The 17,415-nt window shown below is 45.1% G+C and carries 7 protein-coding genes; 4 read left to right on the top strand and 3 right to left on the bottom strand.

Annotated features, from left to right (window positions below; genetic code table 11):
• Position 1: 1 nt before the first annotated feature.
• Positions 2 to 10,030 (bottom strand): hybrid non-ribosomal peptide synthetase/type I polyketide synthase, encoded by a 10,029-nt coding sequence (locus JF50_RS00785; RefSeq protein ID WP_039607629.1) that lies wholly within the window; start codon positions 10,028 to 10,030, stop codon positions 2 to 4.
• A gap of 930 nt (positions 10,031 to 10,960) precedes the next feature.
• Between JF50_RS00785 and JF50_RS00780 the strand changes: the two genes are divergently transcribed.
• The 4 genes from JF50_RS00780 to JF50_RS00765 all read left to right on the top strand — a co-directional run bounded on the left by JF50_RS00780 (position 10,961) and on the right by JF50_RS00765 (position 14,889).
• Positions 10,961 to 13,444, top strand: coding sequence for an EAL domain-containing protein (locus JF50_RS00780; RefSeq protein ID WP_052262074.1), 2,484 nt, complete (start codon positions 10,961 to 10,963; stop codon positions 13,442 to 13,444).
• 43 nt (positions 13,445 to 13,487) lie between these two features.
• Positions 13,488 to 13,922 (top strand): zinc uptake transcriptional repressor Zur, encoded by a 435-nt coding sequence (zur, locus tag JF50_RS00775; protein ID WP_039607628.1) that lies wholly within the window; start codon positions 13,488 to 13,490, stop codon positions 13,920 to 13,922.
• 71 nt (positions 13,923 to 13,993) lie between these two features.
• Entirely contained in the window at positions 13,994 to 14,461 is a 468-nt protein-coding gene (locus tag JF50_RS00770) for a chemotaxis protein CheX (RefSeq protein ID WP_023400721.1), read from the top strand.
• The gene (locus JF50_RS00765; RefSeq protein WP_039607627.1) at positions 14,458 to 14,889 is read left to right on the top strand and encodes a secondary thiamine-phosphate synthase enzyme YjbQ; all 432 of its coding nucleotides are present in this window, start codon (positions 14,458 to 14,460) and stop codon (positions 14,887 to 14,889) included. The genes JF50_RS00770 and JF50_RS00765 overlap by 4 nt, the downstream gene beginning before the upstream one ends.
• Positions 14,890 to 14,896: 7 nt before the next feature.
• On the opposite strand, the gene alr is transcribed toward JF50_RS00765, so the two are convergent.
• Together alr and dnaB are read right to left on the bottom strand one after the other, a co-directional pair.
• The gene (alr, locus tag JF50_RS00760) at positions 14,897 to 15,979 is read right to left on the bottom strand and encodes an alanine racemase (RefSeq protein ID WP_039607626.1); all 1,083 of its coding nucleotides are present in this window, start codon (positions 15,977 to 15,979) and stop codon (positions 14,897 to 14,899) included.
• 26 nt (positions 15,980 to 16,005) lie between these two features.
• Positions 16,006 to 17,385, bottom strand: a complete 1,380-nt coding sequence (gene dnaB, locus JF50_RS00755) for a replicative DNA helicase (RefSeq protein WP_039607625.1) — start codon at positions 17,383 to 17,385, stop codon at positions 16,006 to 16,008.
• Positions 17,386 to 17,415: the final 30 nt, after the last annotated feature.

Below are 17,415 nucleotides of genomic sequence, written 5' to 3'. Positions count from 1 at the left end.
TTTACAAGTCCATCTCTGTCATGGATTGATCATCAAAAGCGGCGCTAATATCGCGCCCACTAACTATGTCACTGATAGCGTCTACACCTACCTCACTCTGTTGAGCTTGATCTGGGTGCGCCTTAATGACATCAATGCGCTGTGCAAGTAACACGACACTGCTAAAGTCGAACACATCAGCGACTGTGCAGCGAATATCAAAATGACGATTAATACGTGATACCAACTGCATTGCCATTACCGAATTGCCACCACAATCAAAAAAGCTACTGTCGGTGCTGATCTGCTCCACGGGTAACAGTTCGATAAAGTACGTAAGTAAAGTCTGCTCTATTGGCGTATCCGGCGCGCGATGACGTGCTATATAACCGGTTTTCATCTGCGGAATGACTAAAGCTTGAGTGTCAATTTTGCCATTGGGTGTTCGCGGCCATTGTTCCAACCAACTAACAAACTCGGGCACCATGTAACTGGGTAATTTCATCATCAAGTGCTGACGAATTGCACTGTATTCCCATTGCACACCTTGTTGAGGACCAAGCATACAAAATGCACATAAGTGCGCCGTACCTTCAGGCGTCTTTTTCACCAACACGCGCACATCATCATGACCCAGTAATTTACGTAATTGATACTCGACCTCAGCCAACTCAATACGGTGACCATGCAGCTTCACTTGGTTATCTAGGCGCCCCTGCAATTCAATTTGACCATTGGGTAAATACCGTGCTCTATCACCGGTTTTGTATAATCGCAGCGGTTGCTGATTGATGGTGTGTGTCACAAATTGCTGTGCGGTAAGTGTTTCACGATTGAGGTAACCCGTTGATACACCAGCTCCACTTATCCAAAGCTCTCCCCAAACCCCCACAGGCAGAGGTAGGCTCTGCTCATTGGCTTGTTCAGGCATTACAAACAGCCCAGTGTTAGCAATCCCATTGCCGACAGTAATATCCTGCGCATCGGTAATATGCGCAATGCTCGACCAAATCGTGGTTTCAGTCGGTCCGTACATATTCCATAGCTGCGCGCCTTGGTCCAATAACTTGTTAGCTAAACTGGCATCTAACGGCTCTCCTCCACTCAATACTTTTAGTCCAGTCACACAACTAGGTGCAGCTTGGACCATCAGGTTCCATAGTGTGGGCGTTGCTTGCATAAAGGAGATTTGCTGTCGCTCAATGAGCTCGGCGATTGCCAGCGGATCACTGCACGACGCTTCACTGGCAATCACTATGGTCGCGCCACAAATCAATGGGAGGAATAACTCCAAGGCCGCAATATCAAACGCCATAGTCGTGATGGCCAGTACACGATCTTGTTGCACAATACCGGGCTTATCTTGCATCGAGTTAAGAAAGTTTGCCAAAGCGCCATGAGTGATTTCGACACCTTTAGGCCGACCACTTGAGCCAGATGTGTAAATCACATAAGCGCGCTGCTCATGATCAATGTGACAATTTGGCTGTGTGCTTGGGCTCGACGACATCGCATTACTTTCCATGTCGATATCAAGGCACACCATGTTTGTATCTATCATGGTCTTTATTTCTGCACATGGAGCATCACACAGAAGTAAATCAGCTTGAGAATCTGACAGAACGTCCCTCACTCGAGACTGCGGATAAGTGATATCAATGGGTAGATAAGCGGCCCCCGTTTTTAATACCGCCAGTAAAGCAACGACCAACTTGCTAGTACGTGACATTGCGACCGCCACTAGACTGCCTTTGCCTATGTCTTGGCTGATGAGGTAGTTTGCTAATTGATTAGAGTGCGTTTCAAGCTGTTGGTAACTCAGCTGTGTTAAATCATCTTCCACCGCAATTTTTTGTGGTGTTTTTAACACCTGCTGACCCAGCATCTTGGTCAAAATATCATATCCCGAACACGCACTAGAGTTGACGAGCTGCAGGGATAGCATATCGCAATAATTCTCTTCTTTTTGCAACGCAAATAAGTCACTTAAAAGCGTGTGCTCAGCGCAGATGTGAGCCGCCATGGTTAACCAAGATTGCGCAAAACTCACTATCATCTCATCATCATATCTATCACTTTGATAGTCGAGTTCAAGCCACCACTGCTCAGCGATATTCAAAATATTGCAGGAGAGATCAAATTGACCAAAACAGGTATTATTTGCCATCGGAGTCAGTTTCAAATCACTGAATTCGGGGAGCGCGTGCACCCGATCGAAATTAAATACCGTACTTGGCATGATCCAATCTTGTTCACACAAATGGGCATAAGGAAGATGTTGATGCTCAAACCCTGTGAGCAATTTGTCTTGCACCTGCGACACCAATTGACCAAACGTCATAGTTGTTGTGACATCCAATTGTAGTGGCAACATATTAGTGCAATAGCCCAACAAATGTTCATCTAAGACCTCCGCTTCTACATCGGGAGAAAGTAATTGGCGGTCTGACACAGGCACATTCACCGCAATACGCGTTTGTTGAGATAGCTTATGTAACCAAGCCACATAACACGCCAATAAGGTCGCAAAGAGGCCACACTTTTGTGCCTGTGAAACAGATTGAAGGTTTTGTACTGCTTGCGCACTGAGTTCATACCGAAGTTGTTTAACTTGATAATTAGATTGGGCTTTTGCATCTCGTCTCAGAGGCAGTGCTAACTGTTCACTCGCTGATAGCTGCGCTTGCCAATACTGCGCGTCTTCTTGATAAATCTTGGTCTGAGCATATTCTGTCACCGCGCGCGTGTAATCATCAAAACTCGGGGCGCTTGGGCACGCTATGGATTCACCTGTAGAATAACTGTGTGCTATTTTTGCCAAGATCAATTGTAATGAGATGCCATCACAGACAATGTGATGGGCCACCACACTCAAACAGTGACGATGTAAATGATCCGTCAATAAATAAAATCGACACAGGCCGTCATCCTCAAAATCAAATGTGTGGTAGCGCAATTTTGACAAACGTTGTGTCACCTCAACCTCCGATTCTCCCGGAGCAATAGACACACACTCTAGTTCAGGTTCGTTACGCATCACATGGGTAAGCTCAGCCACATCGACACCAAAGCGCAGCAACGGGAAACTCCGCACTACCTGACCTACTGCACGCTTGAGCTTCTCCACATCTAATGCGCCCACTAAACTCACACTGGCCTGCAAATGATAAGCAAAAGCACCATTTGGACTTCGCAATGCCAAGGCTAATAATTGCTTTTGACCTTGAGTGAGCAAACAGCCGCTTTTGTGTGTTGTTTCCAACTGGGTTGATTGTTCGTCTCGGCCAAAATAGCCTGCATGCTTTAACGCCAGTGCGCTCTCTTTAACCGCATCGATAACAAACGCAATATCTGCATCACTGTGCGCAGCACTAATGAAGCAATTGCGGCCCTCCCAAATAAATACACCACGATTAAGTAGCTCATAAAAGAAGACATCTAAGTTTTGACTAAATTGAAAACGAAAGAGCGAAGTAAATGTATTTATCGAGATCGGGATCGCCTGTTCAGTAAAGAATGCGTTCAGCTGGTCCTGTAAATACACGGTTTTGCGCGTCAACTCGTTTTGTAACTCAACGCCTTGGCGCTTAATCTCTTTGAGCACCGCAACGGCGCTTGCCATGCTCAACGGATGCTTGCAAAACGTCCCCGCAAAAAATGTGGTATCGGCTTGTGGAAAAGAGTGATCCCCATATTGCCATACCCCACCATCGATACCATCGAGATACTCACTGCTACCCGCAACCACCCCGATAGGCAAGCCACCACCGACGATTTTTCCATAAGTAGCCATATCTGCTTGAATATTGAGTAACCCCTGTACACCACCGGGATGAGCACGAAATCCCGTGATCATCTCATCAAAAATTAAAGCGATCCCCAGTGTGCGTGTGAGCGCTCTCAGTTGCTTTAAAAACTCAAATGGCTGTAGTTCAGGATGACGACTTTGCACAGGCTCGACCAATACCGCCGCTATCTCATGCCCCTGCTGTTTGATCTGTTCAAGTGCTGAAAAATCGCCATATTTAAGTACTAAGTTATCCGCAATTGCTTCATGACGTACGCCCGAGCACATCGGCTCAACACGTTCTCCATCCGGCGCCATTGCCGCCAATGTGCCATCAAAATGACCATGATAAGCCCCTTCAAACTGGACAATACGCTGTCGCTTCGTTTTATTTCTAGCCAGTCTGAGTGCCGTCATCACCGCTTCAGTGCCAGAGTTACAAAATGACACACGCGCCAGCCCTGTTAACTCACTGATGAGTGCAGCCGCCTCGCAGGCTAACGGGCTCGCCAACCCTAACTGAATACCACTGTCTAGCTGTTGTGCAATGGCCTCATTAACAAAGGCCGGTTTATGACCAAATAAATTCACCCCAAAATCCATGGTAATGTCGATGTATTCATTGTCATCAATATCCCAAATACGTGATCCCTCACAGCGCTTGGCAAAAATTGGGTAGAGCATTTCTTTGCTCGATAATCGAAACCCAGCAGACGCTCGGCAATCGGCTAAATGGGCGCGATGTTCAGAGACGAGTAATTTAGAAGAAGCCGTCTTTGCACAATACTGCTGGCTCAGCCTCTCATGATGTTGGCGCATCTCCTGCGTACTTGCTTGGCGCTGCAACTGTTTGGCTTGAAAACCTGGTAATACTGAAACGGCGGCAGTGTCTGCACGCGCTTCGCTAGATGCTTCAAGTTTTGACGCCAGACGTGGAATCTGCTCCACACTCACATTCAGCGCCCCTTGCGTTACAGGATCGCTTGGTTGTTGTCTGAGCCACGCTAGCTGCTGTGCAGTGACGTCAGAAACACTGAGCTGTGCAGCTTCCGTATTTACGCTCGCCGCAGCTTGTAACTGTGCATGGCAAATACGCTCAATGAGCACACTATGCTCAATCGCTTGCGTGGAGGGGCTATCAATTTGCGACGGCGCTGTTTGCACCAGCGCGTCGTCCTCGACAGAGGCCCTATCTAACGCGAGATAGTCACTATGTTGCGCGACGTAAGCCACTAAACTCGCAACATTGCTCAGCTCTTCATAAAACTGCCGCACGCGGAACTCTAAATCGAATTGCTTCTCAAAAATACGCACTGCGCGCATTATCATTAAGGAGTCCACCCCCATTTCTAGCAAGGCCAAATGTGGATCTATTTGCACAGCATCCATCCCAAGTTCCTTTGCCAACGTCGACAAAATAAACTCTTCTATGGCTTGCACTCTATGCAGTTCATCAGTCGCTGGTTGAGGCTGTGTGATACTAGGTGGTGCAGAGGGTTGTGTATCCGCCTCTCCTATCCAGTGCACATGCTTATCAAATGGATAGGGTGGTAAAGCTTGGCGCTGAGCAAGCGGTGCTGATTCAGCTAAATAAAAATCGCACCAGTTAATTTCAACCCCGAATTCATACACAGTCGCAATACACTCACCCAATCGCTCACGGTCGTCTCCCTTATCACGTAATACTGATAAATAAGTGGCATCAATGCGCGGTAAGTTTTCCTGGATCAAACCACTTAAAATCGGCTTTGGACCGAGTTCGATAAAGCAAATGGATGTCATATCTCCCAATGCCTGTAAGCTGGCATCAAATCGCACGGGGTGCGTGATTTGCTCGCACCAATAACGGGCATCAGTCAGTCTGTCTTGCTCAATTTGACCTGTCACTGAAGAGACAAAATTCAGTGTTGGCTTATGCAATGTAACCGAGCCTACAACCTCAGCAAATGCTTGCAACATAGGCACCATAAGAGGTGAATGAAATGCAGCGCCCGTATTTAACGCCTTAAATCGCACGGCTCTACTCGTTAGCTGCTGACAAATGTGTTCAATGGCATCATCACTGCCAGAAAATACTACTCCGGCCTCGCCATGATACGCGGAGATTGCTGCGGTTTGTTCATAGCCTGAAATGATAGACTGCGCCTGTTCGAGTGAACACCTTGCAGCGATCATTTGCCCACCAGCATCTAATTCATGCATCAGTGTCGCTCGCGCACTCACCAACTTAATCGCATCAACCAAAGACAATACGCCTGCTATGCATGCCGCTGCATACTCACCAACACTATGACTGATTAATAGATCAGGGGATATCCCCAGCGTACAGAGCCGCTGCGCCAATGCATATTCAACAGCGAAAATGGCCACTTGCGTCCAGCGGATTTGATTTAGCGCCGCTTGGTGTTCGCCATAGAGCACATCAGTCAAGCGCGTATCATAATGGACAAGTAACAAGGATTCACACTCATCGATGGCGGCTTTAAACACGTCATCAGCGTGATACAAAGCTTGACCCATATCCGGATATTGCGAGCCTTGGCCCGTAAATAAAAACACCGTTTGTGGCGCATTTATACGCAGCGGGGGTTGCTGCGTGAGCTCAGCCTCACTCACATTGCTCAGGTGTCGCTGTAAAGCCTGTAAATCAGCACCGTGAAACGCTTTTTTAATGCCTTTTAAAGCCGGTAATGTCGACACCTGCTTAACTAAATCACTGAATGCCGAACTGGACAGATTTTGCGCTTGGTGAGCAAATTGTTTAACCCACTTTGACAATGCCTGTGGCGACTTTGCAGCCAAAGGCAGTACATAGCAACTGGGTTGTTTAATGGGTGTATGTTGCGACGTGTTTGCCGCAATTGGCGGCGCCACAATGACATGTGCGTTCGTGCCACCAAAGCCAAATGAGCTGACCCCTGCTAAGCCTAATGCTTCATGGTTACTGGGCCAAGGGGTGTGTGTTGTTGGCACCGTAATAGCGCATTTTTGCCAAGGAATATGACTATTGAGCGCATCACTATAACGCTGTGCGGGAATTTTTTTATGTCTAAAACACAATAGTGTTTTAATTAACCCAGCCAATCCTGCGGCTGATTCTAAATGACCAATATTGGCTTTGATCGAGCCCACGATAAGCTGATTGCTACGCTGCTCACCGTACACCTGTTGTAATGCCGACACTTCGATGGGATCACCCAGTTTAGTGCCAGTACCATGGGCTTCTACATAATTAACAGCCTGTGCATTGACACCCGCATGACTAAGAGCCGCTCTGATCACTTGTTGCTGTGCTCGGCCATTTGGAGCAGTGATCCCATTGCTGCGGCCATCTTGGTTAACCGCACTACCTTTGATCACACCATAAATAGGATCATTATCTTCAATGGCTTGCGATAAGGGTTTTAATAAAACCGAGCCGACCCCTTCACTGCGTACATACCCATTGGCACTATCAGAAAACGTCTTGCATCGGCCATCTATAGCTAACATCTGCGCGTTATCGCATGCTTGCGATACATCATCGCTTAAAATGAGATTAACGCCCGCCACTAACGCTTGAGGAATATCGCCGCTTCTTATAGCCTGTACTGCATGGTGCAAAGCCACCAGCGACGAAGAACATGCCGTATCAATGGCCAAACTTGGGCCAGTAAAGTTATAAAAATACGATAATCGATTTGCCGCAATACTCAGCGCAGTCCCGGTACCTAGATAAGCGGTACTTTTTTGCACCTGTTGTGAAAGTGAAAAATAGTCACTTTGTGAGATCCCAACATAAACCCCAATCTTCATCCCCGCCAATTGCGCTGGCATATACCCTGCTGATTGAATGGCATGAAAGGTGTTTTCTAGCAATACGCGCTGCTGAGGATCGATGTGCTTTGCCTCGTTGGGTGAAATACCGAACAGCGTATGATCAAAATGAGATATATCATCGATATATCCTCCCAAACGCTGTGCATTCACCTCCGGACACAACTGCTGACGACTATCACTCGGCGTGCTAATTGCGTCCTGCTCATTCATCAGCAGGTGCCATAACTCATCCAAGTTGTTCGCATTAGGATACCGACAAGCCATGCCGATAACAGCAATATCAGTGTCGCGACAATTAACGCTGGACGCGGTGCTTTTTTGTGACTGACTTTTCGACTGTATTGGTGCGCGCTGGGGATCGGTGTCGCCGTCTAGGTTCTCTGCACCTGACACACTCAATGCCGCTTTCACTCCATCAAATTGACAGAGGTACTTCGCCAGTTCGCTGATATTGGGGTACTCATATAATATGGTCGACTCCAGTTCAATGCCGTGTAGCTCTATCAACTCACCAGAAATGCGCACCGCTTTCATCGAATCAACGCCCAGTGATAAAAATGAGGCATCAATATCTAACACTGTGCCCTCTACACCCACCTCTATGGCAATGATATTTTGTAACAGCTGACACGCAGCATTGTATAAAGCAGGATCCGCTTTAGAAGTGACCTCATGTGTAGGTAAAGGCGTTGTTTGGTCATTCGATTGTGCTGATTTATGCGCTGCCAAAACCTCAAAACGCGCTTGCTCGTACTGCGCTTTATTTTCTTGACGTTGGACTTTACCACTGGATGTTTTGCATAAACGCCCAGGCTTTATCAGAACAACATCATAAGGCGCTATACCATGTTGCTCGACAATGGCACTGATGATTTTGTCTATCACTTGCTTATGATTAAGCTTGCGAATCGCAGTGCGCTTAACTTGTTGTACCACCACCAATCGATCTTCATGCTCTGCATGAATATAAAATGCAGCGCCGCCATTGCTCTCAAGTGCCTCATCACAATCACTGACAGTGAGTTCAATATCTTGTGGGTAGTAATTCTTTCCTCGAAAAATCAATACATCTTTACAGCGCCCCGTGACAAACAACTCCTGCTGATATAAAAAGCCTAAATCCCCGGTGCGCAAATAAGGTCCACCGTTTTCTCCGACGATGGTCGCGTGAAAGGTTTGTTGAGTTTGCTCAGGCTTATTCCAATAGCCTTTTGCGACACTGGCACCTTTTACCCAAATCTCTCCGACTTCCCCCTCCTCACAGCGCCGCAATGTATTTGGTGATACAATGGCCACTTCATGGTCGCACCAAACATGACCACTGGATACAGCTTGATAAGCCAACGCCTCAGGATTGCACCTATCGTCAATGGCAGACTCCTGAATTTTAGCCACACCATCGAGCATTTTGTTATTGTTCAACGTCAGTACTGTCGGTTGCACAAGCAAAGCGCCTCCGGTTGCGAACAGCGTTGTTTCAGCCATGCCATAACAAGGAGACAAGCTCTCTTTACGCAGCCCACAACGCTTGAACTTATGGTAAAAACGCTCTAGTGTGCTAGCGCGAACTGGCTCCGCTCCATTCAAAGCCGATTGCCAGTGCGACAGGTCTAGCCCTGTCAGCTCTTCTTCTTTAATCGTATCGACACACAAATCATAAGCAAAATTCGGCGCACTGGATGTCACGCCTTTGAACTCACTCAGCAACCTAAGCCAGCGCAATGGTTTTTGTAAGAAGTAAGTTGGATTCATTAAATAGGCCGGTGCACCAATATAAATAGGCTGCAAAATGCCGAAAATAAGCCCCATATCATGAAAATGCGGTAACCAGCTCACAATGGGGGTTTGACTGCTGTGGCCGAATGCCACTTTCATCATTTCTTCATTATCAGTGATGTTATCGTGTGTCACCATGACCCCCTTCGGAGCCCCTGTAGAACCTGACGTATACTGTAAAAACGCCAAATCTTCGCCATTGACTGCAATGGCTTGCCAATCATTTGCAACTTCGCATTCAATGGAGTCTGTGGTGAACAAGGCCAGATCATTTAAGCTTGCTTCGGACTCAAACAGTGGCCGAGCGATCTCATTCACTTTTTCACTGGTCAATACCCCTTTAGCCCCTGCATCTTCAATGATACTGCGCAATCGAGTGATATTTTGATTCTTTTTTGGTGGATAAACTGGCACTGCCACAATCCCAGCATAAAGGCAGGCAAAAAACGCTTCTATAAATTCAAACCCGGAGTTGTACAGCAACAGTGCACGATCACCTTGCTCAAAGTGTGCTCCTAAGTTGTGAGCAATCTGCCTAGCTCGTTGATCTAGCTGTTGATAAGTCAGAGATTGACTTGGAAGGTCGTCGGAGAAAAAATATTGGTACGCAGTATCATCACCACGCGTATTCGCTAATGTAACTAACGCAGTCACTAAGTCTGTTTTCATGCCATGCCCACACAAAGAGTGATTAAGTGATCTCTGTGCTAGGATCTGGCCGCTCTACAGGCTTTTAGTTTTATGCAATGAAGGCTGTTACCGCAATCCTAGCTCTAACCACAAAATTGAAAAAAATTAATCAATTTAAAATTCACAACGAACTAACAACACCAATACCTATGCCCAACATGGCCTAGATTCAGCGCTTAGACGTGCAAAATTATGAAGGTTAATTAACCACTAAACACTGCAAGTTAAGTTAATAGACTACACCTTTTACTACCACCCCAAAAACCATAAAAATATGATACTTATAGAGTTTTATAAAAGAAAATGCTATTCATGCAGGCAATACAACCAGACTACGACACTCATTACCTAAAAAGTCAGAATATTCTTTATTAATTTATTACTGCCTTTAAGATGCTATCATACAAAATAAAAAAATAAATCAAAATTACTAAAAATTAACAAACAGATAAGATATAACCCTTCGTAAAGTTTAAACTTTATAAATTTCTTCGATACCGAGCTGTTCACTTGTTGAGTAATCTCCCTTTCAACTCACGGTGTCGTTTTACAGCTATCTTATCCACTCTTGAATACAGCAAGGTGTTACTACCATTAACCTAACATCTCTGTATGAACGCATTTTGACTCGTAACCTGCTTTCAGACGATAAATAGCGCTGCTATGCGTTCGTTTTTTGAGATGCCAGCGCTGTCAATCATTTAAACTTCAATCGGCCATTTATATCTGTCGAATTAAACTATACTAACCGTAGGACAACCACCAAATATGTTAGCTGTAAGGCTATATAGGTTTGTGGTAGCGGCTTGTTAAGCCGCACAAGCATCACCAGCAATTGTCATTAATGGACGAACTAATGTGCAGCAGGTATTTGCGTTTGACGACAGGCGCGGTAGTGAAGGAATAACAATGGATAAAGCGTATTCAATTAACCTCAAAATTTGGTTGACGATCCTTTCCACTATTTCCGCAGCTGTATTTGCGCTCGTGCTCATTATTTTCAGTTATCAAGTTAAAAAAACCTTTATCGTCGAACAAACACTGATATCGGCCAAACAAGCTTCCATGTCTATGGCGCAAATTATCGGTTCTGATCCCACGGCAGATATTCGTGCAGTACTGCGTACCAAAACGCAGTTGGCGCCACGCTCCACTATCATCATTGCTGACCAGCAATTCAATATTTTATATAGTGCAGAAAAAAAACACATTGGGCTGAATGCTAAAACCTTGTTTCCGCTTACCGATAAAGTGTTGCTGCATCAATCGTCTGCAGCGTTTGTACATTATTTTGATGAACCGGCCAGTATGTTGGCTACTTATCAATTGGTGTCAGCTCCCACCAATCAAAACAATGCATCACCAGAGCCTAAATTCATTGTTTACAGTCAATATGACTTATCTGACACTTTTGCCCGTTTATTGACTCACTACAATCACAATGCGTGGTTTATCGTACTGGCTATTATTTTTATTTCTCTGCTGGCACTTATCATCACTTATTATTTTATTCATCGCCCTATCGCTGCATTGATCCGATACAGCAACCAACTGGGAGACTTTAAATTTATTCGTGAGCACACGATTGAAGGGAAAGGAGAGCTCAAGCAGTTGGCAAACAACATTGCAAGAGCCTCATACACCCTTGAGATCGGATTTAAACAACAAAAATATGCAGAGCAAACGGCGATAGAGCAACACAGTATGCTTGAGGGGATTTTTTCTGCCCTACCAGATATCTTTTTTATCATCGATAAACAGGGAAAAATTTTAGAATGTCATTACGGCAATGGTGATAATCTACCGATGCCAGAGACACAGTTTGTCGGCCAAAAACTGGTCGACATACTCCCAGCACATGCAGCAAAACACTTTTCAAAAGCCATCTCAACGATTAAGCAAAATGGCCAATTGACGCAAATAGATTATAAGTTGGAAAGCGGTGAGCAAAGCAAGCATTTCGAAGCGCGCCTCAATGCGATCCCAAACTCAGATAAGTTAGTCATTGCGGTGCGAGATATCACAGATCAAAAGCGCCAAGAAGAAGTCATACTCAAACATGCCTTTTACGATACGTTGACCAGTCTGCCCAACCGGTTTTTGGCACTTGATCGATTACAGCAAATGATCCATGAAGCGAAACGTAACCAACAACTCATTGCTGTCGGCTTTATCGATTTAGATGATTTTAAAAAAGTGAATGACTCAATGGGTCATGAAGTGGGTGATAAAGTATTGATCCATTCTGCCAATGTATTAAAAACAGCATTGCGTAAACACGACACCGTTGCTCGTCTCGGTGGCGATGAGTTCATTCTCTTGCTTGGTGACATTCAAACTCATCACGATATCACCGCCATCGCGACCAAGCTCGTGCAATTGTTTCGCTCTCCATTTGAGATTGACGAACGTGCATTTACAATCTCTTTGAGTTTAGGTATCGCTGTATTTCCTGATGACGCAGACTCTCCCAACGAACTCTTAAGAAAAGCAGACTCCGCCATGTATAGCGCCAAGCAAATGGGTCGCAATACCTTTTCATTTTTTACCGAAAGTATGAGCCAAGATCTAAACCGCCGTTTAAAACTGGAAGAGCACATGCGCAGTGCGCTTGCTAAGCAAGAGTTTGAAGTCTACTTTCAACCACAATACGATTTATCCAACGGTTTTGTAGTCGGTGCAGAAGCGCTACTTCGCTGGCATAATGAAGAGTTAGGCTGGATCTCTCCTGCGGAGTTTATTCCTCTGGCAGAGCAAACAGGGTATATCATTGAACTGGGTGAGTTTGTATTGGAGCAAGCCCTTTTACAAATCGTCTATTTGCAAACATTACACCCAACTCCATACCGTATTGCTGTCAATTTATCCCCTCGGCAATTTAAAGATCCCAATCTGGTCAATACCATAAGCCATATGATCCACAAATACCAAATCGACACTCAGTATCTTGAATTAGAGATCACAGAAGGGGTTTTACTGACTGGGGATGCACTGGTTAAAGATGCCCTGTTTGAATTTCATCAACTCGGTGTGATTGTGTCAATGGATGACTTTGGCACAGGCTATTCTTCTTTAAATTATCTGCGTTTATATCCATTTGATGTGGTTAAAATCGATCAGAGCTTTATTTTTGATATGCATACCAGCGAGCAAGTAAGGCAACTCGTTAAGACCATCATCACCATGGCCCACAACTTAAGTATAAAAGTAATCGCCGAAGGTATCGAAACCCAGCTACAATTAGATACCTTAGCGGCACTTGGCTGTGACTTGGGCCAAGGTTACTTTTTAGGTAAACCTATGTCAAAAATTGATTTTGAAGCTTGGTTAGCGCAATATGCACAACAACCTTTGAATATTGAGAATAAATCCTTGTCGATACAAGACTATTAAATTGAATATGTTAGTATTGAGAAGTAGTGTAAGGATTTAGAATATGAATATAGAACTGCTCGTTACAAAAGCTAAGCAAGTCTGCGACAATCGCGGAGCACGCTTCACGCCAATTAGAGAAAAAGTTTTTCGCTTACTCGCCACCAAACAAGGTGGTGTTGGCGCTTATGATTTGCTAGAAGAATTAAAAATAACAGAGAGTAGTGCCAAACCTGCAACGGTTTATCGTGCACTGGACTTTTTGTCTGAGCTAGGTTTCATCCATAAAATCGAAAGCACAAACTCATTTATGTTGTGCCACCACTTTGACCATATTCACCCTGTACAACTCTTAATTTGTGACAGCTGTGGACATGTACAAGAATTACATTCTGGGGCCATATCTCATGAGTTGAACAACTTATCAGCTGAGAAAGGCTTTATAGTAAAAGCACAGACAATCGAAGCCCATGGTCTTTGTGAAAAGTGTCAAGAGTAGTGCAGCGAGAAAAAAAGCCACTACACTTAAACTAATGTCAGTTATAACGAATAAAACAAGGGATCTATAATATGAATGTTGAGTTCATCAACCCTTTTTTATCTTCACTAATAAATGTATTAGCGACGATGGCGCAAACAGAGTTGACGCCTGGTAAACCAAAGATAAAAAAAGATGAAGTCGCCCGTGGAGACGTATCTGGGCTAATAGGTATGGTTGGCCCACAAACCAAAGGCTCGTTTTCAATTACCTTTGATGAAAGCCTTGCTCTGGCAATCATGGAAAGAATGCTCGGTGAACGACCAGAAAAAATCAATGAAGAAGTCACCGATATGGTCGGTGAGATCACCAATATGGTGACTGGTGGCGCAAAAAACCTGCTTGGTGAAAAAGGCTATGACTTTGACATGGCGACGCCATTAGTTGTCTCTGGGCCTGGACACACCATTACTCACAAGTGCGAAGGGGCAAAAATCATCATGCCTTTTACCTCTGAAGATGGCAATGCAAATATAGAGGTCAGCTTCGATAAGCTATGAGTTGGCACCAATCTATTATTACACTGAGGCCTCGTACACGAGGCTTTCATCTCATTGATGATGAGCTACTCACCCAGATCCCACAACTGAGCTATTACAAAGTTGGCTTACTTCATTTATTTATTCAGCACACCTCGGCAAGTCTGACCATAAACGAAAATGCAGATCCGACGGTTAGAATGGATATGGAAAGCCATTTCAACCACTTTGTGCCGCAAAATCAACATTATTATCGTCATGATTATGAAGGAGATGACGATATGCCTGCGCATATAAAGTCCAGTACATTAGGATGTGAAGTGACCATTCCAATCTATCAAGGACAACTCAATTTAGGCACTTGGCAAGGTGTCTATTTAGGTGAACATAGAGACCACGGTGGGCCAAGACGAGTTGTCGCGACCCTGCAAGGGCAACTACTAGAGTGAGCGGGACTCACTCACTGCAATATTCATAGCTTACTCGAGGTGTCACATTGCAAAGCAATTCATAGGGAATGGTACCAGCACACTCTGCAACCTCTTCAACGGGTAAACTAGGTCCCCACATTTCAACTTCATCACCTACCTGAATGTGTGCTTCGTTGTAGCCAATATCAACACTGATCATATCCATAGAGACACTGCCAACAATGCCATAGCGTTGACCTTTTATCACCACTGGTGTGCCTTGTTTGGCATGCCGCGGATAACCATCGCCATACCCCATCGCTACCACAGCTAATGTCGTCCGCTTTGGACACTGCCAGCGACCGCCATAGCCGACACGATCCCCTTCTACCACCTGCTTAATGGCAATCACACGGGTTTTCAATCGCATAACAGGCTGTAATTGATGCGCTGTGCCTACTTGACCTAACATGGGCGACACACCATATAGCATCAGGCCAGATCTCACCCAGTCAAAATGCGCATCCGGCCAACCAATGACCCCCGCGGAATTCGCTAAACATAATGCCTCTTGAGTGCCAGACACAATGGACGAAAATAAATCTATCTGTCTTTGGGTAAAGTTGTTGTTGATGTCATCAGCACACGGAAAGTGCGTCATGAGGTTGACCGCAGGCTTTACATTGGCACATTGCTTTAACCGCCGATAAAAGCCGTCGAACTGCGCAGGCTCAACGCCTAAACGATGCATGCCCGTATCGATTTTAAGCCACACAGAAATCGGCATATCGAGGTTACTTTGCTCAATCGCTGCCAACTGGCTTTCATCATGAACCACAGTTTCAAAATTGTTAGCAAGCAAAATAGGTAAATCACTGGGATCAAAAAAGCCTTCCAACAAAATGATGGGCTTGGTTAACCCACCAGCACGCAGCGCCAACGCTTCATCAATACGCGCCACAGCAAAGGCATCCGCATCTGACAAGCATTGGGCAATTTTCACTAAACCATGCCCATAAGCATTGGCTTTCAATACCGCCATCACTTTAGAGCTCGGCGCCATTTCTTTTACACGAGCTAAGTTGTAACGCAGTGCGGATATATTAATTTCAGCGGTGGCTAAACGCATTCGCAGTGACCCTCATCTATTTGGGCTTAGTACTCATCATCCATAGCTGGCCCAGCATAATTATCAAAACGAGAGTATTGACCTTGGAAAGTTAACCTAACCTTACCAATTGGACCATTACGCTGTTTACCTATGATAATTTCTGCTGTGCCTTTATCTGGGCTGTCATCGTTATACACTTCATCACGATAAATAAACATGATTAAGTCGGCATCCTGCTCGATTGAGCCAGATTCCCTCAAGTCTGAGTTAACCGGGCGTTTATCCGCACGTTGCTCTAGGGTACGGTTCAGCTGAGAAAGTGCGATGACAGGGCACTCTAGCTCTTTTGCCAACGCTTTGAGTGAACGAGATATCTCCGCGATTTCCAAAGTACGATTGTCCGATAAGCTAGGCACACGCATCAGCTGCAGGTAGTCGACCATGATCATACTGATCCCGCCATGATCCCGTGCAATGCGTCGTGCTCTAGAACGGACATCGGTCGGTGTCAAACCTGAAGCATCATCGATATACATTTGGCCTTTTTCCATTAATAGGCCCATGGTTGATGATAAACGCGCCCAATCATCGTCATCTAATTGACCCGTTCTTACTTTGGTTTGGTTAATCCGACCCAGTGATGCCAACATCCTCATCATGATCTGTTCTGAAGGCATCTCTAGTGAATAGATAAGCACAGGTTTATCCTGCGTCATTGCCGCATGTTCAGCCAAGTTCATCGCAAATGTGGTTTTACCCATTGATGGACGTGCTGCAACAATGATCAAATCAGATGGTTGTAAACCTGCCGTCATCTGATCTAAGTCTGAGTAACCGGAGCTCACCCCTGTCACACCATCTTGTGGTGACTGATAAAGCTCTTCAATTTTATCTATGGTCTTTTCTAAAATACTGTGGATATTTTGCGGACCCTCAGTACTCTTACTTCGCTGCTCTGCGATTTTGAAAACTTTACTTTCAGCCAAATCCAATAAATCATGACTTGTGCGCCCTTCCGGGTTAAAGCCTGCTTCTGCAATTTCATTGGCAACAGAGATCATCTCTCGAACAACAGCACGTTCACGTACGATACTCGCATAAGCATCAATGTTGGCGGCACTTGGCGTATTTTTAGCAATTTCTGCCAAATAAGCGAACCCACCAATTGAGTCCAATTGGTTGTTCTTTTCCAAGTTTTCAGAAATGGTAATGAGATCTATTGGCTGACCAAGCTCAACGAGTTTAGTCATGGCTTCGAAGATCAGTTTATGCGTGCGTGTATAAAAGTCTTGTGCAACAACCAGCTCCGCGACGCGGTCGAATGCTTGGTTATCAAGCATTAGGCCTCCTAAAACAGACTGTTCTGCTTCAATGGAGTGCGGTGGAACTTTTAGTGTATCGACTTGTTGATCAGGTTTGGCCATAGTACGACAAAAACAAATGAGTGGATTTGT

Source organism: Pseudoalteromonas luteoviolacea, assembly GCF_000814765.1.
In the GTDB taxonomy this organism is placed as follows: domain Bacteria; phylum Pseudomonadota; class Gammaproteobacteria; order Enterobacterales; family Alteromonadaceae; genus Pseudoalteromonas; species Pseudoalteromonas luteoviolacea_H.
This window is presented reverse-complemented; position numbering and strand designations above follow the sequence as displayed.